The organism is Streptomyces sp. NPDC042336 (genome assembly GCF_055581985.1).
In genome coordinates this window covers 959,339-977,969 of sequence record NZ_JBVJEA010000001.1, presented here as the reverse complement: position 1 = coordinate 977,969, position 18,631 = coordinate 959,339, and the positions used below count along the sequence as shown (strand labels likewise).

Below are 18,631 nucleotides of genomic sequence, written 5' to 3'. Positions count from 1 at the left end.
GCCCCCTTCGCGCGTCCGCGCCCGGTCAGCCGCCAAGCCCGGCGTGCTCGCCCTGCCCGTCCGGGTGCCCGCCGCCGCCCCCGTGCCGGGCGCCCTGTTCCAGGGTCCCGCCGAGTGTGCCGCGCAGTTCCGCCACCACGTCCTCGTGGCCGACGGCGACCCACTTGCGGCCGACGAGGTAGTAGCCGCCGTAGTCCTTGGCGGTGTTGATCCACTCCCGCTGGCCGCGGTCGGTGGAGAAGGTGGCGAGGACGTACTTCTCCTCGCCCTTCCCGCACAGGGCTTGGCGGATGGTGTCGGCGTCGGTCTGGAGGTCCGGGGTGCACTCGGCCTCGGCGGCCAGGTGTTCCAGGCTGCCGGTCGCCGTCGCGGGCACGGCGGCCCCGTCGTCGCCGCCGTCCCCTTCGGCGCCGCAGCCCGTCAGCGCCAGGACCGCCGCCAGGGCGGCCGGCGCGAGCATCGGTCGGGTCAGCCTCATGTGTTCCTCCGGTCCGCTGTGGCGACATGCCGCGCGGAGCCCCCGCGCGGGGCTCTCGTCATCGATACGGGCTCGGGGCGCGAAGTACTCAGGAGCCCGGGTGCCGTTGTGCGCACGGCGTGCGAGAGTGGGCTCCGTGGACCAGGACTGGGAAGAGCGCGTGACGGCCGCCTGGGCGGCATTCGACGACTACGCCGAGGAGGATGCGGCCGACTTCCGGGCGGTCGTCGACGCCCTCGCCGACGAGTTGCCCGCCGACAGTCCCCTCGGCCTGTTCGAGCGGGCCTGCGCCTGGGACTCGACGGGCCACTCCGACCGGGCCGTGCCGCTGTACCGCGAGGCGCTGGAGCGCGGGCTCGGCGAGGCCAGCCCGTACAAGGGGCGCCGGGCGAAGATCCAGCTCTCCAGCTCGCTGCGGAACACCGGGCACCCGGAGGAGGGCGTGAAGCTGCTCTCGCCGGAACTGGTGGCGCCGTCGGACGAGTTGGACGACGCCGTGCGCGCCACGCTCGCGCTCTGCCTGTCCAGCCTGGGCCGCGACCGCGAGGCCCTGGCCCTGGCGCTCGGCGCGCTCGCGCCCCATCTCCCGCGCTACCAGCGCTCGATGGCCAACTACGCGCGGCTCCTGGTGGAACCGGACGAGTAGCGCGCCGCCCCGCCCGGGACGGAGGCCGTACGGTGACCATCGCCCCGTTCGCTCGTTCTGCTGAACGTGCAGCCACAGGATGTCGCCCCGCGCCCCGCACCGTCCTCCGCCTCCCCGGCCGACCCGGTCGTCGACGTCGAGCAGGCCGAGGCCGCGCTCGTCGAGCACTATCCGCGCCTGGCCCGGCTGGCCTACCTGGTGCTGCCGCCGGGCCTGGGCCGGGGCCGCCGCGTCCTGACCGCGCACGCCCTCACCCAGCGCGCCCTGCCCCGCAACCGGACGACGATCCCGGTGATCCCGGCGCAGTCCACCGGCCGCGAGGTCGACCCGGGGTACGCGCTGGTCCGGCTGCGGGTGGTGCGTACGGCGCTGGAGGCGGGGCTTCCGCTGCGGCGGCGGGCGTGGCCCAGGCGGTCCCAGCTGCCGCCACTGCTGCCCCACGTGCGGGGCCTCAAGCTCTTCCCGCGCTCGGGCGGCGCGGACGAACTGGCCCTGGATCAGCGGCTGTCCGCGCTCTCCGGGCCCGGCCGGGCGGCGTACGCGCTGCGCGGTCTGGAGCGGCTCGCCGACGACGGGGTGCGGCAGGTGCTGACGGCCGCCGGGGTCGCCGACGTCGACGCCGCGCTGCACGAGGCCGACGGTGTGCCGGGGCAGTACGGGCTGCTCGGCTCCCCCGAGTTCGACCCCTGCTCGTTGCAGGCCCGGCCGACCGATCTGCTGCGTCGGCGCCAGCACATGAAAGCCGCGCTGGTCGCCGGGGCGGCCCTGGTGGTGTGCGGGGCGCTCCTCGGGCTGCCCGGGGACGGCTGGGGGCCGGAAGGTGCCGCCGCCCCGCCGTACGCGCGGAACCCGGCGGCCGAGGCCGCGCTCGACCCGGGCAGGCTGACGAAGGCCGCGCCCGCCGCGTGGGAGACGTCCGCGCGCACGGACTTCTCGGTGTGGCCGGCGCGCGGTGACCTCACCGGTGACCAGGCGCTGCTGCGTCGCGCCCTGGCCGTCTGGGCCCGGCCCGGCGAGAGCGTGGGGGTGTCCGCGACGCCGGGGACCCAGACCGGCGGTCCGGCCGGTCCGCCGCAGCTGCTGTACGCCGGGGACGTCGACAACGCGCGGGTGGTCATCCTGCACGACGGTCTGCGCCTGGTCCGGTATGCCGAGCCGAAGGACGGTTCCGCCGGTGCCGCCCTGGACTTCGCGCGGACCGACGGGGCCGGCCGGGCGGCGGCGACCGCGGTGGTCCTGGGCCGCGCCGACGGCAACGTGCGCTATCTGACGGCGCCCTGGGTGACCAAGGCGGCCGGACGCGACCTCGCCGCTCCGGGCTCCGGGGCCAGGGAGCTGGCGCTGACCGACGGCGTGACGGCCCCGCTGGCCAGCCCGGTGCAGCAGCAGACCGGGGCGTGCACGTCGTGGAACGTGCTGGAGCTGACCGACGGTTCGGACACCCGGGTGGTGACGGACCTGGGCGAGTTGGTGCCGGCCCGGCTCACCACCGGACGCCCCGGTGCGGCGAAGGACGCCTCGGGTGGGAAGGCGCTGGGCACCTGGGCGCCGTACGCCTGCTCGCTGGGCACGGTGCGCGGGCAGGGGGTGCGGTCGGTGAACGCCTGGGAGTTCGCGACGCAGCCGCTGCCCGACGGGACGGGGGCGGGCGCGTGGGTGTGCACCCGCGCCGAGACCTGGCGCGGTGAGGGGGCCCGGGTGCTGGCGCAGTTCCGGACGCCGGGCGGGGTGCAGGGTGCGGTGGCGGCGAAGGCGCAGGACGTGCCGGCCTGCGGCGAGCGCGATCCGCAGGTGCTGGCCGGGGTGCTGTGGAAGTCGGAGGGCGGGCACTGGTACCTGCTCGCGGCGGGCGGCCGCGACACCGAGTCGATCGAGGCGACGGGCGGCATCAGCGGCACCGCCGACGGCAACCTGCTGACGGCCGAGGCCGAGCAGGGCGCCCGGGCCGAGCTGAAGGGCACGCTGGCCGGCGGGCGGACGATCGGCGGCCTGCGCTAGCCCTCCGCGCACACCTCCCCGCTTGCTGACACTGGCGTCAACAAGTGTCGGCGGAAGGGTTTCGCCGGACCGTACTCGTCAGTACATTGACGCCATGTCTCACAAGCCTGTCTCGCGCACGGCACGCCTACGGAAGCCGGCGACCCTGCTCCTCGCGGCCGGTGCCGCGCTCGTCGTCGGCCGGGCGGTGCGGCGCCGGACGCCCGGCTCGCCGCCCCGCACGCGTTCCGTCCCGCGCCCGCCGGTCTCCGGGCTCCCCCGCTCCCCCGCGCTCACGCTGCTGGTCACCGCGCACGAGCGGCTGGCCGACGGGGTGGTGCGACTGCGCCTGGAGGGGACCGGCCTGCCGCGCTGGGAGCCGGGCGCCCACCTGGACCTGGTGCTGCCCTCGGGCCTGGTGCGGCAGTACTCGCTGTGCGGCGACCCGGAGGACACCTCGTCGTACACCGTGGCCGCGCGGCTGGTCGAGGGCGGGCGGGGCGGCTCGCGCGAGGTGCACGAGCAGGTGCAGGAGGGCACGGAGCTGGAGGTGCGCGGTCCGCGCAACCGCTTCCCGCTGGTCGAGGCGCCCGCCTACGCGTTCGTCGCCGGGGGCATCGGCATCACGCCCGTGCTCCCGATGCTGCGGGCGCTGGGGGAGGGCACCGAGTGGCGGCTGCTGTACGGCGGGCGGACGCGGGCGTCGATGCCGTTCCTGGAGGAGATCGAGAAGCTGGACCCGGTCGGCCGGAAGGTCACCGTCGTCGCCGAGGACGAGGACGGGATGCCGGATCTCGACGGCTTCCTGGCGGACCTCCCCGAGGGCGCGGCCGTGTACTGCTGCGGCCCGCAGGGCCTGATGGCGGCCGTCGAGGAACGCCTCCCCGAGGGCACCGCGCTGCACCTGGAGCGGTTCGCTCCGCGCACGACGGCCGACGGCGAGGCGGAGTTCGAGGTGGAGCTGCGCCGCAGCGGGCGCACACTGACCGTGCCCGCTGACTCCTCGGTGCTGACCGCCGTCCGCGCCGAGCTGCCGAACACCCCGTACTCCTGCGAGCAGGGCTGGTGCGGGACCTGCCAACAGAAGGTGCTGGAGGGCGAGATCGATCACCGGGACGAGCTGCTGACCGACTCGGAACGCGGCGACTCGATGCTCATCTGTGTCTCCCGGTGCCGCGGTGCACGGCTGGTGCTCGACATGTGAACACCGATGTCCGGTCCGGCCCGTTCGGGGCCGGATTCGATCGGTAAGGTGTTCGTATGACTACCGGGGTACGCCGCAGAATGGGCGTCGAGGAGCGGCGGCAGCAGTTGATCGGCGTCGCGCTCGATCTGTTCAGCCGCCGCTCGCCCGACGAGGTCTCCATCGACGAGATAGCGTCGGCGGCGGGCATCTCGCGCCCGCTGGTCTACCACTACTTCCCCGGCAAACTCAGCCTGTACGAGGCCGCGTTGCAACGCGCCTCGGACGATCTGGCGGCCCGGTTCGCGGAGCCGCACGAGGGCCCGCTGGGCGCGCGGCTGCTGCGGGTGATGGGCCGCTACTTCGACTTCGTCGACGGGCACGGCCCGGGTTTCTCGGCCCTGATGCGCGGCGGCCCGGCGGTCGGCTCCTCGACGGCCAACGCGCTGGTGGACTCGGTACGGCAGGCCGCGTATGTCCAGATCCTTTCGCACCTGGACGTCACCGAGGCGCCCGCGCGGCTGGAACTGGTCGTCCGCTCCTGGATCTCGCTCGCCGAGTCGACGGCGCTGCTCTGGCTGGACGGGCGCCGCATCCCGCGCGCCGAGCTGGAGGCGCAGCTCGTGCACGACTTCGCCGCGCTGCTGGCGGTGAGCGCCGCCTATGACGAGGAGATGGGCGCCCTGCTGCGCCGCGTCATCGCGGACGAGCCGGCCGACGGCCCCTTCGGGGACCTGGTCGGCCGGCTCACCGGGTTCATGGACTAGCTCTCGTACTTCCGGTACGACGGGTCCAGGTCGCGGACCTCGGCGGAGGCGTGCAGGGCGAGGCCGCCGCCGGGCTTGGCGTACTGGCGCAGCAGTTCCAGGACGGCCTCGGTCAGCCGCGCCTTGGTCTCGTCGGTGCGGCCGGCCAGCAGCCCGAGCGTGACGTGCACGACGGCGTGCCCCTCGGCGTCGGGGCCGACCACGGTGTCCTCGGTGCGGCGGAACTGCGTCTTGCAGGCCGGCGGCCGGGCGGCCGCGATCTCGACGACGGCCTCGTGCAGGGCCCGCGCGAACGCGGGCCGGTCGAAGTCGCCGGCGAGCCGGTCGGAGTAGTCGACGGTGATCTGCGGCATGAGCCCTCCCGTTGCGTGAACAGCAGGGCTCACCCTAACCGCAGACCTCCCGCCGTCAGCCGGCCCGCTGGAAGACGGCGACGGTACGGGCCGGCACGGTGAAGGTGCCGGTCTTCGCCGCGTACGCCGACTCCTTCACCACCGTGTCCGCGCCCGCCGCCTGCACCGGGTGCAGCCGGTAGCCGGTCCCGGCCGCCGCGTCGACGCGCTGGTCCTGGCGCTCGGGCGTGGCGTTGAAGACGACCACGAGGTCACCGAGGCGCATGGTGATCACACCGGGCGTCTCCTCCTCGCCGGAGAGCGGGAAGGAGAGCCGGGACTGCACCTGTCCGGCCGTGGCGAGGGAGAAGTCCCGCTCGCCGCCGCGGATCCTCAGCAGGTCCCGGTACGCCGCCGAGGCGCCGGTGATCTGCGGGCAGCCGACCCGCACCGCGCCCAGCAGGGGCTTGGCGTAGGGCCACTTGTCCTGGTTGTCCGCGGCGGGTGGCAGGCCCCGCCCGAAGCCGTTGCCGTCGGCGCAGTTCCAGTGGACGGCGTTGAACCAGTCGCCGCTGTCGTAGGAGTTGCGGTCCAGCGACTTGGAGCGCAGCAGGTCGGTGCCGGCCTGGGAGAGCGCCGGGCCCTGCGAGAGGGCGGCGGTCGCCAGGGCGAGGACCTGCATGCGGGCCCGGTCGTCGGCGGAGGTGTCGCGAGGGAGCTTGAAGGCGAGCGCGTCGAACAGGGACTCGTTGTCGTGGGCGTCGGCGTAGGCGAGGGCGTCGCCGGGTGCCGCCGCGTATCCGGCGGGGGCGCCGTTGTAGTCGACCTCGGAGCCCTTGACCTCCTTGCCGTCGGTGTCGGTGAAGGCGTAGTCGGCGAGGCTGCCGGTCAGCCCGACCTTGATCAGGTCCTGGTAGTGCAGCAGGCGGGCCCGCTGCTCGGCCTCGGTGCCGTTGGCCTTCGAGGAGTTCGGGTCGGTGTAGAGGCCGGAGGCGAAGCCCTGGACGCCGGGGTCCTCGTCGAAGGGGCCGCCGCCGCGCACGGCGTCGCGGGCCCGGTCGGAGAAGGTGGCGATGCCGGTGCCGGCCATGTTCTTCTGGGTGGCCTGGACGAAGCGGGCGTCGTCGGCGACCTCGCCGAAGTTCCAGCCCTCGCCGTACAGGATGATCTTCTTGCCGTCGACGCCGTCCTTGGCGGGGGTCAGCTCGTCCAGCGCCTTCCTGACCGCGAGGATGTTGGCCTTCGGGTGGTGGCCCATGAGGTCGAAGCGGAAGCCGTCGACCTTGTACTCCTTGGCCCAGGTGACGATCGAGTCGACGACGAGCTTGCCCATCATGGCGTTCTCGGTGGCGGTGTTCGCGCAGCAGGTGCTGTCGGCCACGGAGCCGTCGGGGAGCAGCCGCTGGTAGTAGCCGGGCACGATCCGGTCGAGGACGCTGGTCTTCGCCTGGCCGCTCGCGGCCGTGTGGTTGTAGACGACGTCCATGACGACGCGCAGGCCGTCCTCGTTGAGGGCCTTGACCATCTTCCGGAACTCGACGGTGCGCCCGGTGCCGTCCGGGTCGGTGGCGTAGGAGCCCTCGGGGACCGTGTAGTGGTACGGGTCGTAGCCCCAGTTGAAGGCGTCCTTGGCGGCGGCCTTCGCCACGCACTCCTGCTGCCGGTCGGAGTCGGCCGGGTGGGCGGCGAGGTCGCAGTCGGGCGTGGCCTGGTCGGACTTCCTCTCGGGGACGGTGGCGATGTCGAAGGCGGGCAGCAGGTGCACGTAGGAGGTGCCGGCCTCGGCCAGCTCGCGCAGGTGCTTCGAGCCGTCGCTCGTCTTGTCGGTGAAGGCGAGGTAGGTGCCCCGGTGGCCGGGGTCCGCGCTCGCGTCGGCGACGGAGAAGTCCCGGATGTGCAGCTCCTGGATCCGGGCGTCCCTGAGCGGCACCGCCTTCGGCTTGTCGTAGTCCTTCCAGCCGCGCGGGGCGAGGGAGCGGTCGTCGAGGTCGACGACGAGGCTGCGCTCGGAGTCGGTGGTGAGGGCGAGGGAGTACGGGTCGGTGACCTCGTTGGTGACGACCTCGCCCGCGGTGGGCGCCCAGACCGTGACGGCGTACCGGTAGGGCTTGCCCTTCCAGGACTTCGGGCCGGTGACGGACCAGACGCCGGTGGCGTCGTCGCGGCGCATCGGCACCGTGCGGTCGCCGATCTCCAGCCGGACGTCCTGCGCGGTCGGCGCCCACACGGAGAGGGTGGGCCGGCCGTGGCGGAAGACCGGGCCGAGGCCCGCGCCGGCCGCCCGGTCCGCGTACAGGTCGTCCAGGACGCCCGCGGTCTGCACGCCCGTCGCGGCGAGCAGGGCGCCGGTGGCGGTGCGCTGGGAGGCGACGACCTGGCCGCGCAGGGCCTCGCGGACCCGGTCGCGGTCGCGGGGGTCGACCGACCAGGCGGTGTACTCCCTCAGGTGCGGGAACTTCGCCTTCTGGGCGTCGGTGAGGGTGCTCTTCGTCAGGCGCAGCCACCGCTGGTCGGCGCCGGTGAGCCTGCCGCCCTCGGCGGCGATGGAGCCGGTGCGGGAGGCGAGCAGCTGGGTGGAGGCGGCGCCCTCGGAGCCGTTCCAGGCGACCGTGTTCCGGTCGATCCAGACCGCCTTGGAGGTGGTGAGGTCGACGGCCGCCGCCGAGCCCGCGGGCTGCGGCAGCAGGTACTGCTCCTGGCCGCTCAGCAGCCACACCTCGTGGCCATCGGCCTTGAGGTCCAGGGCCTGGTCGGTGGGCAGGTCCTTCTCGTCGCCCTTGTGCACGATGTAGCTCAGGCTGCTCGCGCCCTCGGTGAGGGGCACCTCGAAGACCGCGCCGTACGGGTCGGTCCTGACCGGCCGGAGGGGCTTGGCCCAGTCGGTGGGGTTCGCGGCGTCGCCCCAGACGTGCAGGCCCCAGCCGTCGTAGTCGCCGTCGGCGCGGTGGTAGTGCAGGACGGCCTTGGTGGTGTCCTGGGCCGGGTACTCGGGCCGGTCGGTGGCGACCTGCTCCTCGCCCTGCTCGATCCACACCTCGCCGGTCCGTGTGACGTCGATGGTGCGGTCGGCGGCGACGTCCTTGTCGCCGTCCTTGTCGATGACGAGGAAGCCGACGCTGGACGCTCCGGGCTTGAGCTTGACGTGGGCGAAGGCGCCGTAGGCGTCCCGGCCGGTGAAGGGGTGGGCCGCGGGCCAGGTGGTCGCCTCGCCGTCGGCGAGGTCGCCCCAGGCGTACAGGCCCCAGTCGTCGTAGTTCCCGTCCGCGCGCTTGTAGTGGACGACCGCGTAGTCCCGGGAGGAGGTGGTGGGGGCCTCCTCGGCGGGCGGGGTGCCGGTGGTGGAGGCGGCCGTGGCGCTCGCGGTGCGGCCCGTGGAGTCCACGACGACCGCCTTGTAGCGCAGGGCGGTGCCGGCCGGGGTGTCCGCGTCGACGGTGTGGGTGACCTGGTAGGGCGCGTGGTCGGCGGTGCCGAGGGTGCGCCACTTGCCGTCGCCGGTCTGGGCGGCGAAGACGACGCGGTTGAGCTGTCCGCCCGCGACGTCGGCGCTCAGCTCGACGGTGCCGGTGGCGCCGGGGTCCGGGGCGCGCAGGGTGATCGTCGGCTCGGCGGCGGGCCGGGCGAGCCCGCCCGCGGCCTTGAGGACCACGGCCGATCCGGCGGGGACCGTGACGGTGACCTTCTTGTCGGCGCCGGACCGCACGGTGGCGTCGGTGCCGTAGATGCCGCGGAAGCTCATGTGCGCCGAGCCGGTGGCGAAGGTGGCGCTCTTCGCGGTGCCGGCGTTGTTGAAGGCGACGACGTACTCGGTGCCGGTCTTCGCGTCGGTGCGGGAGACGGCGTAGACGCCGGGACCGTCGGCGGCGTGGCGCTCGGTCTGGACGCCGTCGGCGAGGGCGGGGTTGGCCTTGCGGAGCTTGGCGAGCGCACTGATCTGCCGGTAGAGCGGTGCCCCCGTGTCGTAGGCGGCCTCGGCGTGGGTGCGGTCGGTGCCGAGCTGGTCGTCGTCCAGGTAGTCGGCGGTGCGCGAGGCGAACATCGGCTGGCGGGCGTCCTTGTCGCCCCCGGCGCCGGTGAAGCCCTGCTCGTCGCCGTAGTAGATCACCGGGTTGCCCCGGCTGAGGAACATCAGCTCGTTGGCGAGCCTGTCCTTCTTCAGCAGTTCCGCGTCGGTGGCCTCCGGGTCGTCCTGCCTGAGGAAGGTTCCGATGCGGCCCATGTCGTGGTTGCCGAGGAAGGTGACCTGCTCGTAGGCGTTGGCCTTGTCGGTCGTGTACTTCCAGTCGTCGCCGAAGACCGAGGCGAGCTTCTGCGCGCTGCCGCCCTGGGAGGCGTACGCGCGGGCCGCGTCCTGGAAGGGGAAGTCCAGGGTGGAGTCCAGGCGGCCCTCGGTGACGTAGGGCGCGGTGACGGAGGTGTCGGCGGAGTAGACCTCGCCGAACATGAAGAAGTCGTCGCGGCCCTTCCTCGCGGCGTAGGCGTCCAGCGCGGTCGCCCACTGGGTCCAGAACTCCATGTCGACGTGCTTCACGGTGTCGATCCGGAAGCCGTCGACGGCGAAGTCCCTCACCCACCGCTGGTAGATCTTCTCCATGCCGTCGACGACCTCGGGCCGTTCGGTCCACAGGTCGTCTAGGCCGTTGAAGTCGCCGTAGGTGGCCGACTCGCCGGCCCAGGTGGAGTCGCCCCGGTTGTGGTACATCGCCGGGTCGTTGAGCCAGGAGGGGACCTTGAGGTTCTTCTTGGCGGCCGGGACCGTCGGGGTGCGCGGGAAGGAGCCGGTGTCCACGCGGGGGAAGCGGCGGGTGCCGTCGGCGTCGTCGAAGGGCTGCCCGTCCCGGGTCAGGTACGGGAAGGCGCCCTTGGAGAGGTAGTCGTAGGACTTCTCCTCGTAGTCGACGACGTCGGCGGTGTGATTGGTGATGACGTCGAAGAAGACCTTCATGCCCTTGGCGTGGGCCTTGGAGATGAGGTTCTTCAGGTCCTGGTTGGTGCCGAAGTGCGGGTCGACCTGGGTGAAGTCGGTGATCCAGTACCCGTGGTAGCCGGCCGAGGCGTCCTTGCCGGTGCCCTGCACGGGCTGGTTCTTGAAGAGGGGCGCCATCCAGATGGAGGTGGTGCCCAGACCCTTGATGTAGTCGAGCTTCTCGGTCAGCCCCTTGAGGTCGCCGCCCTGGTAGAAGCCCTTGTCGGTGGGGTCGTAACCGGTGGCGAGCCGGGTGCCGGTCAGGCCGCCGCGGTCGTTCCCGGCGTCCCCGTCGGCGAAGCGGTCCGGCAGGACGAAGTAGAACTGCTCACGGGTCAGGTCGTGGCGTGCGGCGGTCTTCGCCAGCTTCGCGTCGGACGGGGGCGCGGGCGGGGCGTCGGCCCGCGCGGCGAGCGGGGGAAGCAGGGCTGCGGCGAGCGCGGTCACGGTGACGGCCGCGACCCGTCTCACTCGTGCGGTGCGGCGCGTGGCGGGCACCGGCCATCTCGATATCACAGGCGTGAGCTCCTTGCGAGTACGGCTCGTTCGGGTCCGACCCCGGCGAGACCGTAGCGCTGTCGCAAGTCTTGCGGCAAGACTTGCGAAAGTAACGGTAAGGATTTTCACCGGACTTGCTCGCCTCACCCGGCAGAGCGGCGGACGCGCGAGGGCCCGCCGCTTCCCCGGGGAAGCGGCGGGCCCTCGGCCGTCCGGAGGGAGCGTCAGGCGCGGGTCCACCACACCGTGGTGTCCGCCGGGACCTTCGCCTCGCCGGCCGCCTCGGTGATCTCACCGCTGGCCAGCAGCACCCGCCCGTACGCGGGCATCGCCACCGACTCGCCGGTGGTGTTGGCGACGCACACGAACTCCCCGCGGCGGAAGGCGACGACGCCCTCGGGGGCGCGCAGCCACTCGACCGCGTCGCCCGCGCCCAGGTCGGCGGTGGAGCGGCGGACGGCAAGTGCCTCGCGGTACAGCTCCAGGGTGGAGCCGGGCTCGCCGGTCTGCGCCTCGACGCTCAGCTCGCCCCAGCCCGCGGGCTGCGGCAGCCAGCTGCCCCCGTCGCCGAAGCCGTACGAGGAGCCCTCACGCGTCCACGGGATCGGCACCCGGCAGCCGTCGCGGAAGCCGTCCTGGCCCGCGCCGCGGAAGTAGGCCGGGTCCTGGCGCACCTCGTCGGGCAGGTCGACGACATCCGGGAGGCCCAGTTCCTCGCCCTGGTAGACGTAGGCCGAGCCGGGCAGCGCCAGCATGAGGAGGGTCGCGGCGCGGGCCCTGCGCAGGCCCAGTGCGCGGTCGCCGGCCAGGCGGATCTGGGTGCCGAGGCCCGCCGGGTTGGCGAAGCGGGTGGCGTGCCGGGTGACGTCGTGGTTGGACAGGACCCAGGTGGCGGGGGCGCCGACCGGGCGCATGGCGTCCAGCGTCCGGTCGATGACCGTGCGCAGCTCCTCGGCGTCCCAGTGGGTGCCCAGGTACTGGAAGTTGAAGGCCTGGTGCAGTTCGTCGGGGCGGACGTAGTTCGCCGTGCGCTCGACGGTCGGGGTCCACGCCTCGGCGACGAAGATCCGCTCGCCGGAGTACTCGTCGAGGATGCGCCGCCACTGGCGGTAGATCTCGTGCACGCCGTCCTGGTCGAAGAACGGCATGACATCGTTGCCCAGCAGTTTCAGCTGCTCGTGGGATCCCAGGTCGGGCAGGCCCTCGGCCTTCACCATGCCGTGTGCGACGTCGATGCGGAAGCCGTCCACGCCCATGTCCAGCCAGAACCGCAGGATGGAGCGGAACTCGTCGCCGACCGCCGGGTGCTCCCAGTTGAAGTCGGGCTGCTCGGGGGCGAACAGGTGCAGGTACCACTCCCCCGGCGTGCCGTCGGGCTCGGTGACCCGGGTCCAGGCGGGGCCGCCGAAGATGGACTCCCAGTCGTTGGGCGGCAGTTCGCCGTTCTTCCCCTTGCCGGGGCGGAAGTGGTAGCGGTCCCGGGAGGGGGAGCCGGGGCCCTCGGCGAGGGCGCGCCTGAACCATTCGTACTGGTCGGAGGAGTGGTTCGGGACCAGGTCGACGATGATGCGCAGGCCCAGCGCGTGGGCGTCGCGGATCAGCGCGTCGGCGTCCAGGAGGGTGCCGAACATGGGGTCGACGGCCCGGTAGTCGGCGACGTCGTACCCGGCGTCGGCCTGCGGGGAGGCGTAGAAGGGGCTGAGCCACACGGCGTCCACGCCCAGGTCGCGCAGGTACGGCAGGCGGGTGCGGACACCCTCCAGGTCGCCCATGCCGTCGCCGTTGCTGTCGGCGAAGCTGCGCGGGTACACCTGGTAGATGACCGCGTCCCGCCACCAGTCGTGGCGCCCTGCGACGGTGGCGACGGCGGAGGTGGGGGCCGGTGCGGCGGAGTGCTGCTGGCTCATGTCGTCCTTGGTACGTAACGGAACGGAGTGGAGGCGTCGGTGCGGGAAGAGGCGGCCGGCCGCGGTGCAGCGGGGTCGGATGGGCACCGCGGCCGGACGTTTCCGGGCCGGGCGGCGGTCAGCCCTTCGTGCCGCCCGCGGTGAGGCCGGTCACCAGGTTCTTCTGCACGAGGTAGAAGAACGCGGAGACGGGTATCGCGACCAGCACGGCGGTGGCCGCCATCAGGTTGCGCTGCGCGTCGTGCTCGCTGACGAAGCTCTGCAGTCCGACGGCGAAGGTGTACTTCGTGTCGCTCAGCATGAACGTCGAGGCGAACGCGACCTCGCCGAAGGCCGTGATGAAGCTGTAGAAGCCGGCGACCGCGAGGCCCGGCCGGGCCAGCGGCAGGATCAGCCGGAAGAAGGTGCCGAACGGGGACAGCCCGTCCACCCGCCCGGCCTCGTCGATCTCGAACGGGATGGTGTCGAAGTAGCCCTTGAGCAGCCAGGCGCAGTACGGCACCGCGGTCGAGCAGTAGACGAGGATCAGGCCGAAGTAGTTGTCGATGAGCTGGAGCTTCGACAGGATCTGGTACATCGGCACGATGAGTACCGCGATGGGGAACATCTGGGTGACCAGCAGGACCCACATGAGCTTCCGGTAGCCCGGGAAGCGCATCCGCGAGACCGCGTAGCCGGTGGTCGCGGCGACCAGCACGCCGATGACGGTGGTGCCCAGCGAGACGATCAGCGAACTCTTCAGCCAGTCGAAGAAGTTGGTGTCCTGGAGCACGAACGCGTAGTTGTCGAAGGTCATCTTCGACCAGATGCCTCCGGGGTGCAGGTAGTCGTTCTTGTCCGGGCCGAGGGACAGGTAGACCAGCCAGGCGACCGGGAAGAGGGCGACGAGGCTCGCGAGGACCAGCACGCCGTGCGAGGTGAGGGACGCGGCGAGGCTGCGTTCGCCGCGGCGGCGCACCCTGCGCGGCGGCGCGGTGGGCGCGGTGACCTGCTCGGCGGGGGCCTTGGTGGGCGCGGTGCTTGTACTCATGGCGGCTCCTGCCTCAGTTCGCGAGCTGCTGCTCATTGCGGTTCAGCCAGCGGCGGTAGAAGGAGGTGAAGACGATCAGGATGGCCAGCAGCAGGATGCCGTAGGCCGCGGACTGCGCGAAGTCGCGCGGCTGCTGTCCGAAGCCGAGCTGGTACGCCCAGGTGACGAGGATCTGCGCGTCGGGGGCGGTGTTGCCGAACAGCAGGAAGATCACGGCGAACTGGTTGAAGGTCCAGATGATGCCGAGCAGCACGACGGTGGAGCTGACCGACCGCAGACCGGGCAGGGTGACGTAGCGGAAACGCTGCCAGGCGTTGGCGCCGTCCATCTCCGAGGCCTCGTAGAGGCTGTTGTCGATGGACTGCAGGCCGCCGAGGAGCGAGACCATCATGAACGGCACACCGCACCAGGTGTTGACCATGATCGCGGAGAAGCGCTGCCAGAAGGTGTCCTCCAGCCACGCGGGCGTCGGCAGGTGCAGCCAGTCCAGGGCGGAGTTGATGATGCCCTGGTCGGCGAGCATGAAGCGCCAGCCGAAGACGGTGACGAAGGTGGGCACGGCCCAGGGCAGGACCAGGATCAGCCGGTAGAAGGTGCGGCCGCGCAGCTTCTGGTTGAGCAGCAGGGCGAGCCCGAGGCCGATGAAGAAGTGCAGGCCGACGCAGACCGCCGTCCACACGATGGTCCAGATGAAGTGCGACCAGAAGCGGTCGTACGCCGTCGGGCCCCACAGGATGTCGGCGTAGTTGTCCAGGCCGACGAACTTGTAGGTGGCCTCGATCTCGTTGACGCCGATGGTGCGCGCGCTGTTGAGGCTGTTGGCGTCGGTGAGGGTGAGGTAGAGGCCGTAGCCCAGCGGGTAGAGCACGAGGACGCCGATCACGACGGCCACCGGCGCGATCATGGCGTAGGCGTACCAGTGCTTCTGGTAGCCGTCTTTCAGACGGCGGCCGAGGCCGGGCCGCGGGGTGCGGTCACCGCGGCGCTTGCCGGTCGCGCGGTCGATGGCGACTGTCATGGTTCGACACCTTCGGGAGCATCGGGAAGGTCAGAGGTCAGCGGTCGGGGTGCGGCCGGTGACCGCCGGGCCCCTCCCCCCAGTGGGGCCCGGCGGTCGGGTGTGGCTACTTGCTGAAGTCCGGCACCAGCTTGGCGATCGCGGTCTCGACGTCGCCCAGCCCCTCGTCCAGGGACTTCTTGCCGCCGGCGATCTGGGGCAGCTCGTCGTCCAGCGGCGTCCACAGGGAGCTGTACTCGGGCAGCGCCGGGCGCGGCTGGGCGGCCGGCAGGACCGTCTGGAAGCCGGCGATGCCCGGGTCGGCCTTGACCTTGCCGGTGTAGGCGTCGTCGCGGGTCGGCAGCGTGGAGTTCTTCAGGGCGACGGTCTCCTGGGACTTCGCCGAGATCATGAACTTCACGAACTTCAGCGCCGCCTCCTGGTGGGCCTTGTCCGAACCGGCGTAGACCGACAGGTTGTGGCCGCCGGTCGGCGCGCCCGCCTTGCCGGTGGAACCGGCCGGGACGGTGGCGATGCCGAGGTTGTTCTTGTCCTTGAAGGCCGAGCCCTTGTAGAAGTTGGTGATCTCCCACGGGCCCTGGATGATCGAGGCGACCTTGCCGCTGACGAACGCCTCCTGGATGTGGGCGTAGGCGTCCGCGGTGGTGTCGGCCTTGTGCAGGCCCTTGCCGTCGAAGAGGCTCAGCCAGGTGCCGTAGCCCTTCTTCGCCGCGGGCGAGCCGACCGTGACCTTCTTGCCCTCGGCGTCGACCGTGTCGGTGCCCTCGCCGTACAGGAACGGCTGCGCGTAGTACCCGGCCGTGGAGGCCCAGTAGCCGTCGGCGCCGGTCTTGTCCTTGATGGTGGCGGCGGCCTTCTTCAGGTCGTCCCAGGTCTTGGGGGCCTCGACGCCGGCCTTCTTGAAGAGTTCCTTGTTGTAGACGAAGGCGAGGGTGTCGGTGACCAGCGGGACGCCGTAGGTCTTGCCCTCGTACTTGGCCTGCTCGATCAGGCTGGGCTGGAACTTGTCCTGCTCGGCGAGGGCCTCGGTGCCGTCCAGCGGCAGGAAGAAGCCCTTCTTGGCGAAGGCGGGCGTCCAGCCGACCTCGGAGCGCAGCACGTCGGGGGCGCCCTTGGAGCCCGCGGCGGTGTCGAACTTGTTCTGCGCCTGGTCGAAGGGCACGTTGACGAAGTTGACCTTGACGCCCTTGTTGGCGGCCTCGAACTCCTTGACCAGGGCCTTGTAGGTCGGCGCCTCGTTGGTCGCGTTGGAGGTGTCCCAGTAAGTGATGGTGACCGGTCCGCCCGACTCGCTGTCGCCGCCGTCGTCTCCGCCGCACGCCGTCGCCGCCAGGGCGAGGGACGCCACCAGCGCGGTGGCCGCTATGCCACGCCGCATGAGTTCTCCTTGAGGGTGAAAGCCCGTGTGGTGCAGGGTGCGGGCCCGTCCGCCGCTCCTGCCACTGTCGGCCGCGTCGTTGCCGCCGCCGAGCGACGTGAACGTAACAGCGTTGTAAGCCCGGCGAAAGGTCTTGCAGCAAAAATGTGCAAGAGATCTCCGAAGTTATCCGGGCGTGACCTCTCGGCGACCGTCATGAGACGCTTGTTTACGGGGCCCGAGCGGTATCGGGCGGGTTGTGCAAGACTCTGCAAGCTCTTGCCGCCACTTTCTCGAGGGAGCGCGATGACGCAGCAGCCCGCGCCGGGCCGTCCAACAGGCCGCCCACGGCGCCCGATCGGTGTGCAAGGAAGCGGCCGGCAGGTACAGTCCACCCCTGTGACCACACGGCTTGCCGACATCGCCGCCCAGGCGGGGGTGAGCGAAGCGACGGTCAGCCGCGTCCTCAACGGGAAGCCGGGCGTCGCCGCCACCACCCGCCAGTCCGTGCTCGCCGCCCTGGACGTGCTGGGCTACGAGCGCCCCGTGCGGCTGCGGCAGCGCAGCGAGGGCCTGGTGGGCCTGATCACCCCGGAGCTGGAGAACCCGATATTCCCGGCGCTGGCCCAGGTCATCGGGCAGGCGCTGACCCGCCAGGGCTACACGCCGGTCCTCGCCACCCAGACGCCGGGCGGCTCCACGGAGGACGAGCTGACCGAGATGCTGGTCGACCGCGGGGTGGCCGGCATCATCTACGTCTCGGGACTGCACGCCGACACCACCGCCGACATGCAGCGCTACGAGCGGCTGCGCGCGCAGGGCGTGCCCTTCGTCCTGGTCGACGGCTTCTCCTCGCAGGTGCAGGCGCCGTTCATCTCCCCCGACGACCGGGCCGCGATGAGCCTCGCGGTCACCCACCTCGTCTCGCTCGGCCACACCCGGATCGGGCTGGCCCTCGGGCCGAAGCGGTTCGTGCCGGTGCAGCGCAAGATCGAGGGGTTCGTGCGCACCGTGCAGGAGCAGTTGGGCCTGAGTGCCGAGACGGTGGAGAAGGAACTGGTCCAGCACTCCCTGTACACCCTGGAGGGCGGCCAGGCGGCGGCCTCCGCGCTCATCGGGCGGGACTGCACGGCGGTGGTCTGCGCCAGCGACATGATGGCGCTGGGCGCGATACGCGCGGCCCGGCAGTCGGGCCTGGACGTGCCCAAGGACGTCTCGGTCGTCGGCTTCGACGACTCGCCGCTGATCGCCTTCACCGACCCGCCGCTGACCACGGTCCGCAAGCCGGTGCCCGCGATGGGGCAGGCGGCGGTACGCACGCTGCTCGAAGAGATCGGCGGGACGCCCGCACCGCACAGCGAGTTCGTGTTCATGCCGGAACTGGTGGTGCGCGGCTCGACGGCGTCGGCACCGGGCGAGCGCATCCGCCCCTGACCCCCACGGGGGTGCCGGCTCAGGGGCGGATGCGGGTCGGATCCGACTGGGGGATGATCGGTGGGAGAGGGCTTTTCTGGCAGACTTCATACCTATGGGTGACGCGACCGTGAGGACACGGGAACGCCTGGAGGACGGCGTTCCGCACCCCGTCACAGAGCCGACGGGGAAGAGCCTGCTGTCCCGGCTCCGCACCCCGCGCCGCCCCCGTCTCTGGTTCGAGATCCTGCTGATCGCGCTCAGCTACTGGACGTACTCCCTCGTCCGCAACGCGGTGCCGGAACAGCGGACGGCGGCACTGCGCAACGCCGACTGGATCTGGCGCGTCGAGCAGCAACTGGGGATCGCCGTCGAGGAGTCCGTCAACCACGCCGTGAACTCGGTGACTTGGCTGGTCGTCGGCATGAACTACTACTACGCCACGCTGCACTTCGTGGTGACCCTGGGTGTCCTGGTGTGGCTCTACCGCAGCCACCCCGGCCGCTACGCGGCGACCCGGCTGGTGCTCTTCGCGACCACGGGTGTCGCCCTGGTCGGCTACTACCTGTACCCGCTCGCCCCGCCCCGGCTGATGACCGGCGGGCACTTCGTCGACACGGTGATGGTCCACCAGACGTGGGGGTCGATGGCGTCCGGCGACCTGAAGAACATGTCCAACCAGTACGCCGCGATGCCGTCGATGCACATCGGGTGGTCGGTGTGGTGCGGGCTGACGATCTTCGCGCTGGCCTCGGTGCCGTGGGTGCGGGTGCTGGGGCTGCTGTATCCGGCGCTCACGCTGGTGGTGATCGTGGCGACGGCGAACCACTTCTGGCTGGACGCGGTGGGGGGCGTGCTGTGCCTGGCGTTCGGGTACGGCGTCGCTGCCGCGTGGTACGGGAGCCTGCCGTACCGGTTGCCTCGCATGGCGCCGGAGGCCGGGCGACGGCGGAGGTGGGTGCGCAGCCCGGCGTAGCGGGGTGCCGCTGCGCCCACCCGTGCCGCCTTGGGGTACCTCCCAGGCCGTTCAGGCACTGGGGGAGGCACGACTGCCCGCAG

Annotated in this window: 13 protein-coding genes; 6 read left to right on the top strand and 7 right to left on the bottom strand. The window is 71.9% G+C overall.

Annotated features, from left to right (window positions below; genetic code table 11):
- Nucleotides 1-25: 25 nt before the first annotated feature.
- Complete coding sequence (locus tag ACZ6IM_RS04520; RefSeq protein WP_469554178.1) at nucleotides 26-478, bottom strand: hypothetical protein; 453 nt, start codon at nucleotides 476-478, stop codon at nucleotides 26-28.
- A 136-nt stretch (nucleotides 479-614) separates the two neighbouring features.
- Between ACZ6IM_RS04520 and ACZ6IM_RS04515 the strand changes: the two genes are divergently transcribed.
- From ACZ6IM_RS04515 to ACZ6IM_RS04500, 4 genes are all read left to right on the top strand, one after another.
- Nucleotides 615-1,124: a tetratricopeptide repeat protein gene (locus tag ACZ6IM_RS04515; protein ID WP_052840240.1), complete on the top strand. Its 510-nt coding sequence runs from the start codon at nucleotides 615-617 to the stop codon at nucleotides 1,122-1,124.
- Nucleotides 1,125-1,190: 66 nt separating this feature from the next.
- Complete coding sequence (locus tag ACZ6IM_RS04510) at nucleotides 1,191-3,122, top strand: hypothetical protein (protein WP_052839924.1); 1,932 nt, start codon at nucleotides 1,191-1,193, stop codon at nucleotides 3,120-3,122.
- A 94-nt stretch (nucleotides 3,123-3,216) separates the two neighbouring features.
- On the top strand, nucleotides 3,217-4,305 hold the full coding sequence (locus tag ACZ6IM_RS04505) for a PDR/VanB family oxidoreductase (RefSeq protein ID WP_469554176.1): 1,089 nt from the start codon (nucleotides 3,217-3,219) through the stop codon (nucleotides 4,303-4,305).
- Nucleotides 4,306-4,361: 56 nt separating this feature from the next.
- Nucleotides 4,362-5,051 carry a TetR/AcrR family transcriptional regulator gene (locus ACZ6IM_RS04500; protein WP_469554173.1) on the top strand — a complete coding sequence of 230 codons (690 nt, stop codon included), beginning with the start codon at nucleotides 4,362-4,364 and terminating at the stop codon, nucleotides 5,049-5,051.
- Here the strand turns inward: ACZ6IM_RS04500 and ACZ6IM_RS04495 are convergent.
- The 6 genes from ACZ6IM_RS04495 to ACZ6IM_RS04470 form a co-directional block, all read right to left on the bottom strand.
- Nucleotides 5,048-5,404: a 5-carboxymethyl-2-hydroxymuconate Delta-isomerase gene (locus ACZ6IM_RS04495; protein ID WP_052839927.1), complete on the bottom strand. Its 357-nt coding sequence runs from the start codon at nucleotides 5,402-5,404 to the stop codon at nucleotides 5,048-5,050. The two genes, ACZ6IM_RS04500 and ACZ6IM_RS04495, sit on opposite strands and share 4 nt — an antisense overlap.
- 55 nt (nucleotides 5,405-5,459) lie before the next feature.
- Nucleotides 5,460-10,865, bottom strand: coding sequence for a pullulanase-type alpha-1,6-glucosidase (pulA, locus tag ACZ6IM_RS04490; RefSeq protein WP_469554171.1), 5,406 nt, complete (start codon nucleotides 10,863-10,865; stop codon nucleotides 5,460-5,462).
- Nucleotides 10,866-11,071: 206 nt separating this feature from the next.
- Complete coding sequence (locus tag ACZ6IM_RS04485) at nucleotides 11,072-12,754, bottom strand: glycoside hydrolase family 13 protein (RefSeq protein ID WP_052839929.1); 1,683 nt, start codon at nucleotides 12,752-12,754, stop codon at nucleotides 11,072-11,074.
- 118 nt (nucleotides 12,755-12,872) lie between these two features.
- Nucleotides 12,873-13,784: a sugar ABC transporter permease gene (locus tag ACZ6IM_RS04480; protein ID WP_052839930.1), complete on the bottom strand. Its 912-nt coding sequence runs from the start codon at nucleotides 13,782-13,784 to the stop codon at nucleotides 12,873-12,875.
- 13 nt (nucleotides 13,785-13,797) lie between these two features.
- Complete coding sequence (locus tag ACZ6IM_RS04475; protein ID WP_003976584.1) at nucleotides 13,798-14,802, bottom strand: carbohydrate ABC transporter permease; 1,005 nt, start codon at nucleotides 14,800-14,802, stop codon at nucleotides 13,798-13,800.
- Between the two features lie 106 nt (nucleotides 14,803-14,908).
- Nucleotides 14,909-16,180 (bottom strand): extracellular solute-binding protein, encoded by a 1,272-nt coding sequence (locus ACZ6IM_RS04470; protein ID WP_469554168.1) that lies wholly within the window; start codon nucleotides 16,178-16,180, stop codon nucleotides 14,909-14,911.
- Nucleotides 16,181-16,558: 378 nt separating this feature from the next.
- Between ACZ6IM_RS04470 and ACZ6IM_RS04465 the strand changes: the two genes are divergently transcribed.
- Together ACZ6IM_RS04465 and ACZ6IM_RS04460 are read left to right on the top strand one after the other, a co-directional pair.
- Nucleotides 16,559-17,593: a LacI family DNA-binding transcriptional regulator gene (locus tag ACZ6IM_RS04465; RefSeq protein ID WP_052839932.1), complete on the top strand. Its 1,035-nt coding sequence runs from the start codon at nucleotides 16,559-16,561 to the stop codon at nucleotides 17,591-17,593.
- 94 nt (nucleotides 17,594-17,687) lie between these two features.
- Entirely contained in the window at nucleotides 17,688-18,548 is an 861-nt protein-coding gene (locus ACZ6IM_RS04460) for a phosphatase PAP2 family protein (protein WP_052839933.1), read from the top strand.
- Nucleotides 18,549-18,631: the final 83 nt, after the last annotated feature.

Excerpts from the sequence above, each read along its gene's own strand:
- ACZ6IM_RS04520 (WP_469554178.1), bottom strand. The coding sequence starts at position 478 with ATGAGGCTGACCCGACCGATGCTCGCGCCGGCCGCCCTGGCGGCGGTC.
- ACZ6IM_RS04505 (WP_469554176.1), top strand. The coding sequence starts at position 3,217 with ATGTCTCACAAGCCTGTCTCGCGCACGGCACGCCTACGGAAGCCGGCG.
- ACZ6IM_RS04500 (WP_469554173.1), top strand. The coding sequence starts at position 4,362 with ATGACTACCGGGGTACGCCGCAGAATGGGCGTCGAGGAGCGGCGGCAG.
- ACZ6IM_RS04495 (WP_052839927.1), bottom strand. The coding sequence starts at position 5,404 with ATGCCGCAGATCACCGTCGACTACTCCGACCGGCTCGCCGGCGACTTC.
- ACZ6IM_RS04485 (WP_052839929.1), bottom strand. The coding sequence starts at position 12,754 with ATGAGCCAGCAGCACTCCGCCGCACCGGCCCCCACCTCCGCCGTCGCC.
- ACZ6IM_RS04480 (WP_052839930.1), bottom strand. The coding sequence starts at position 13,784 with ATGAGTACAAGCACCGCGCCCACCAAGGCCCCCGCCGAGCAGGTCACC.
- ACZ6IM_RS04475 (WP_003976584.1), bottom strand. The coding sequence starts at position 14,802 with ATGACAGTCGCCATCGACCGCGCGACCGGCAAGCGCCGCGGTGACCGC.
- ACZ6IM_RS04470 (WP_469554168.1), bottom strand. The coding sequence starts at position 16,180 with ATGCGGCGTGGCATAGCGGCCACCGCGCTGGTGGCGTCCCTCGCCCTG.
- ACZ6IM_RS04460 (WP_052839933.1), top strand. The coding sequence starts at position 17,688 with ATGGGTGACGCGACCGTGAGGACACGGGAACGCCTGGAGGACGGCGTT.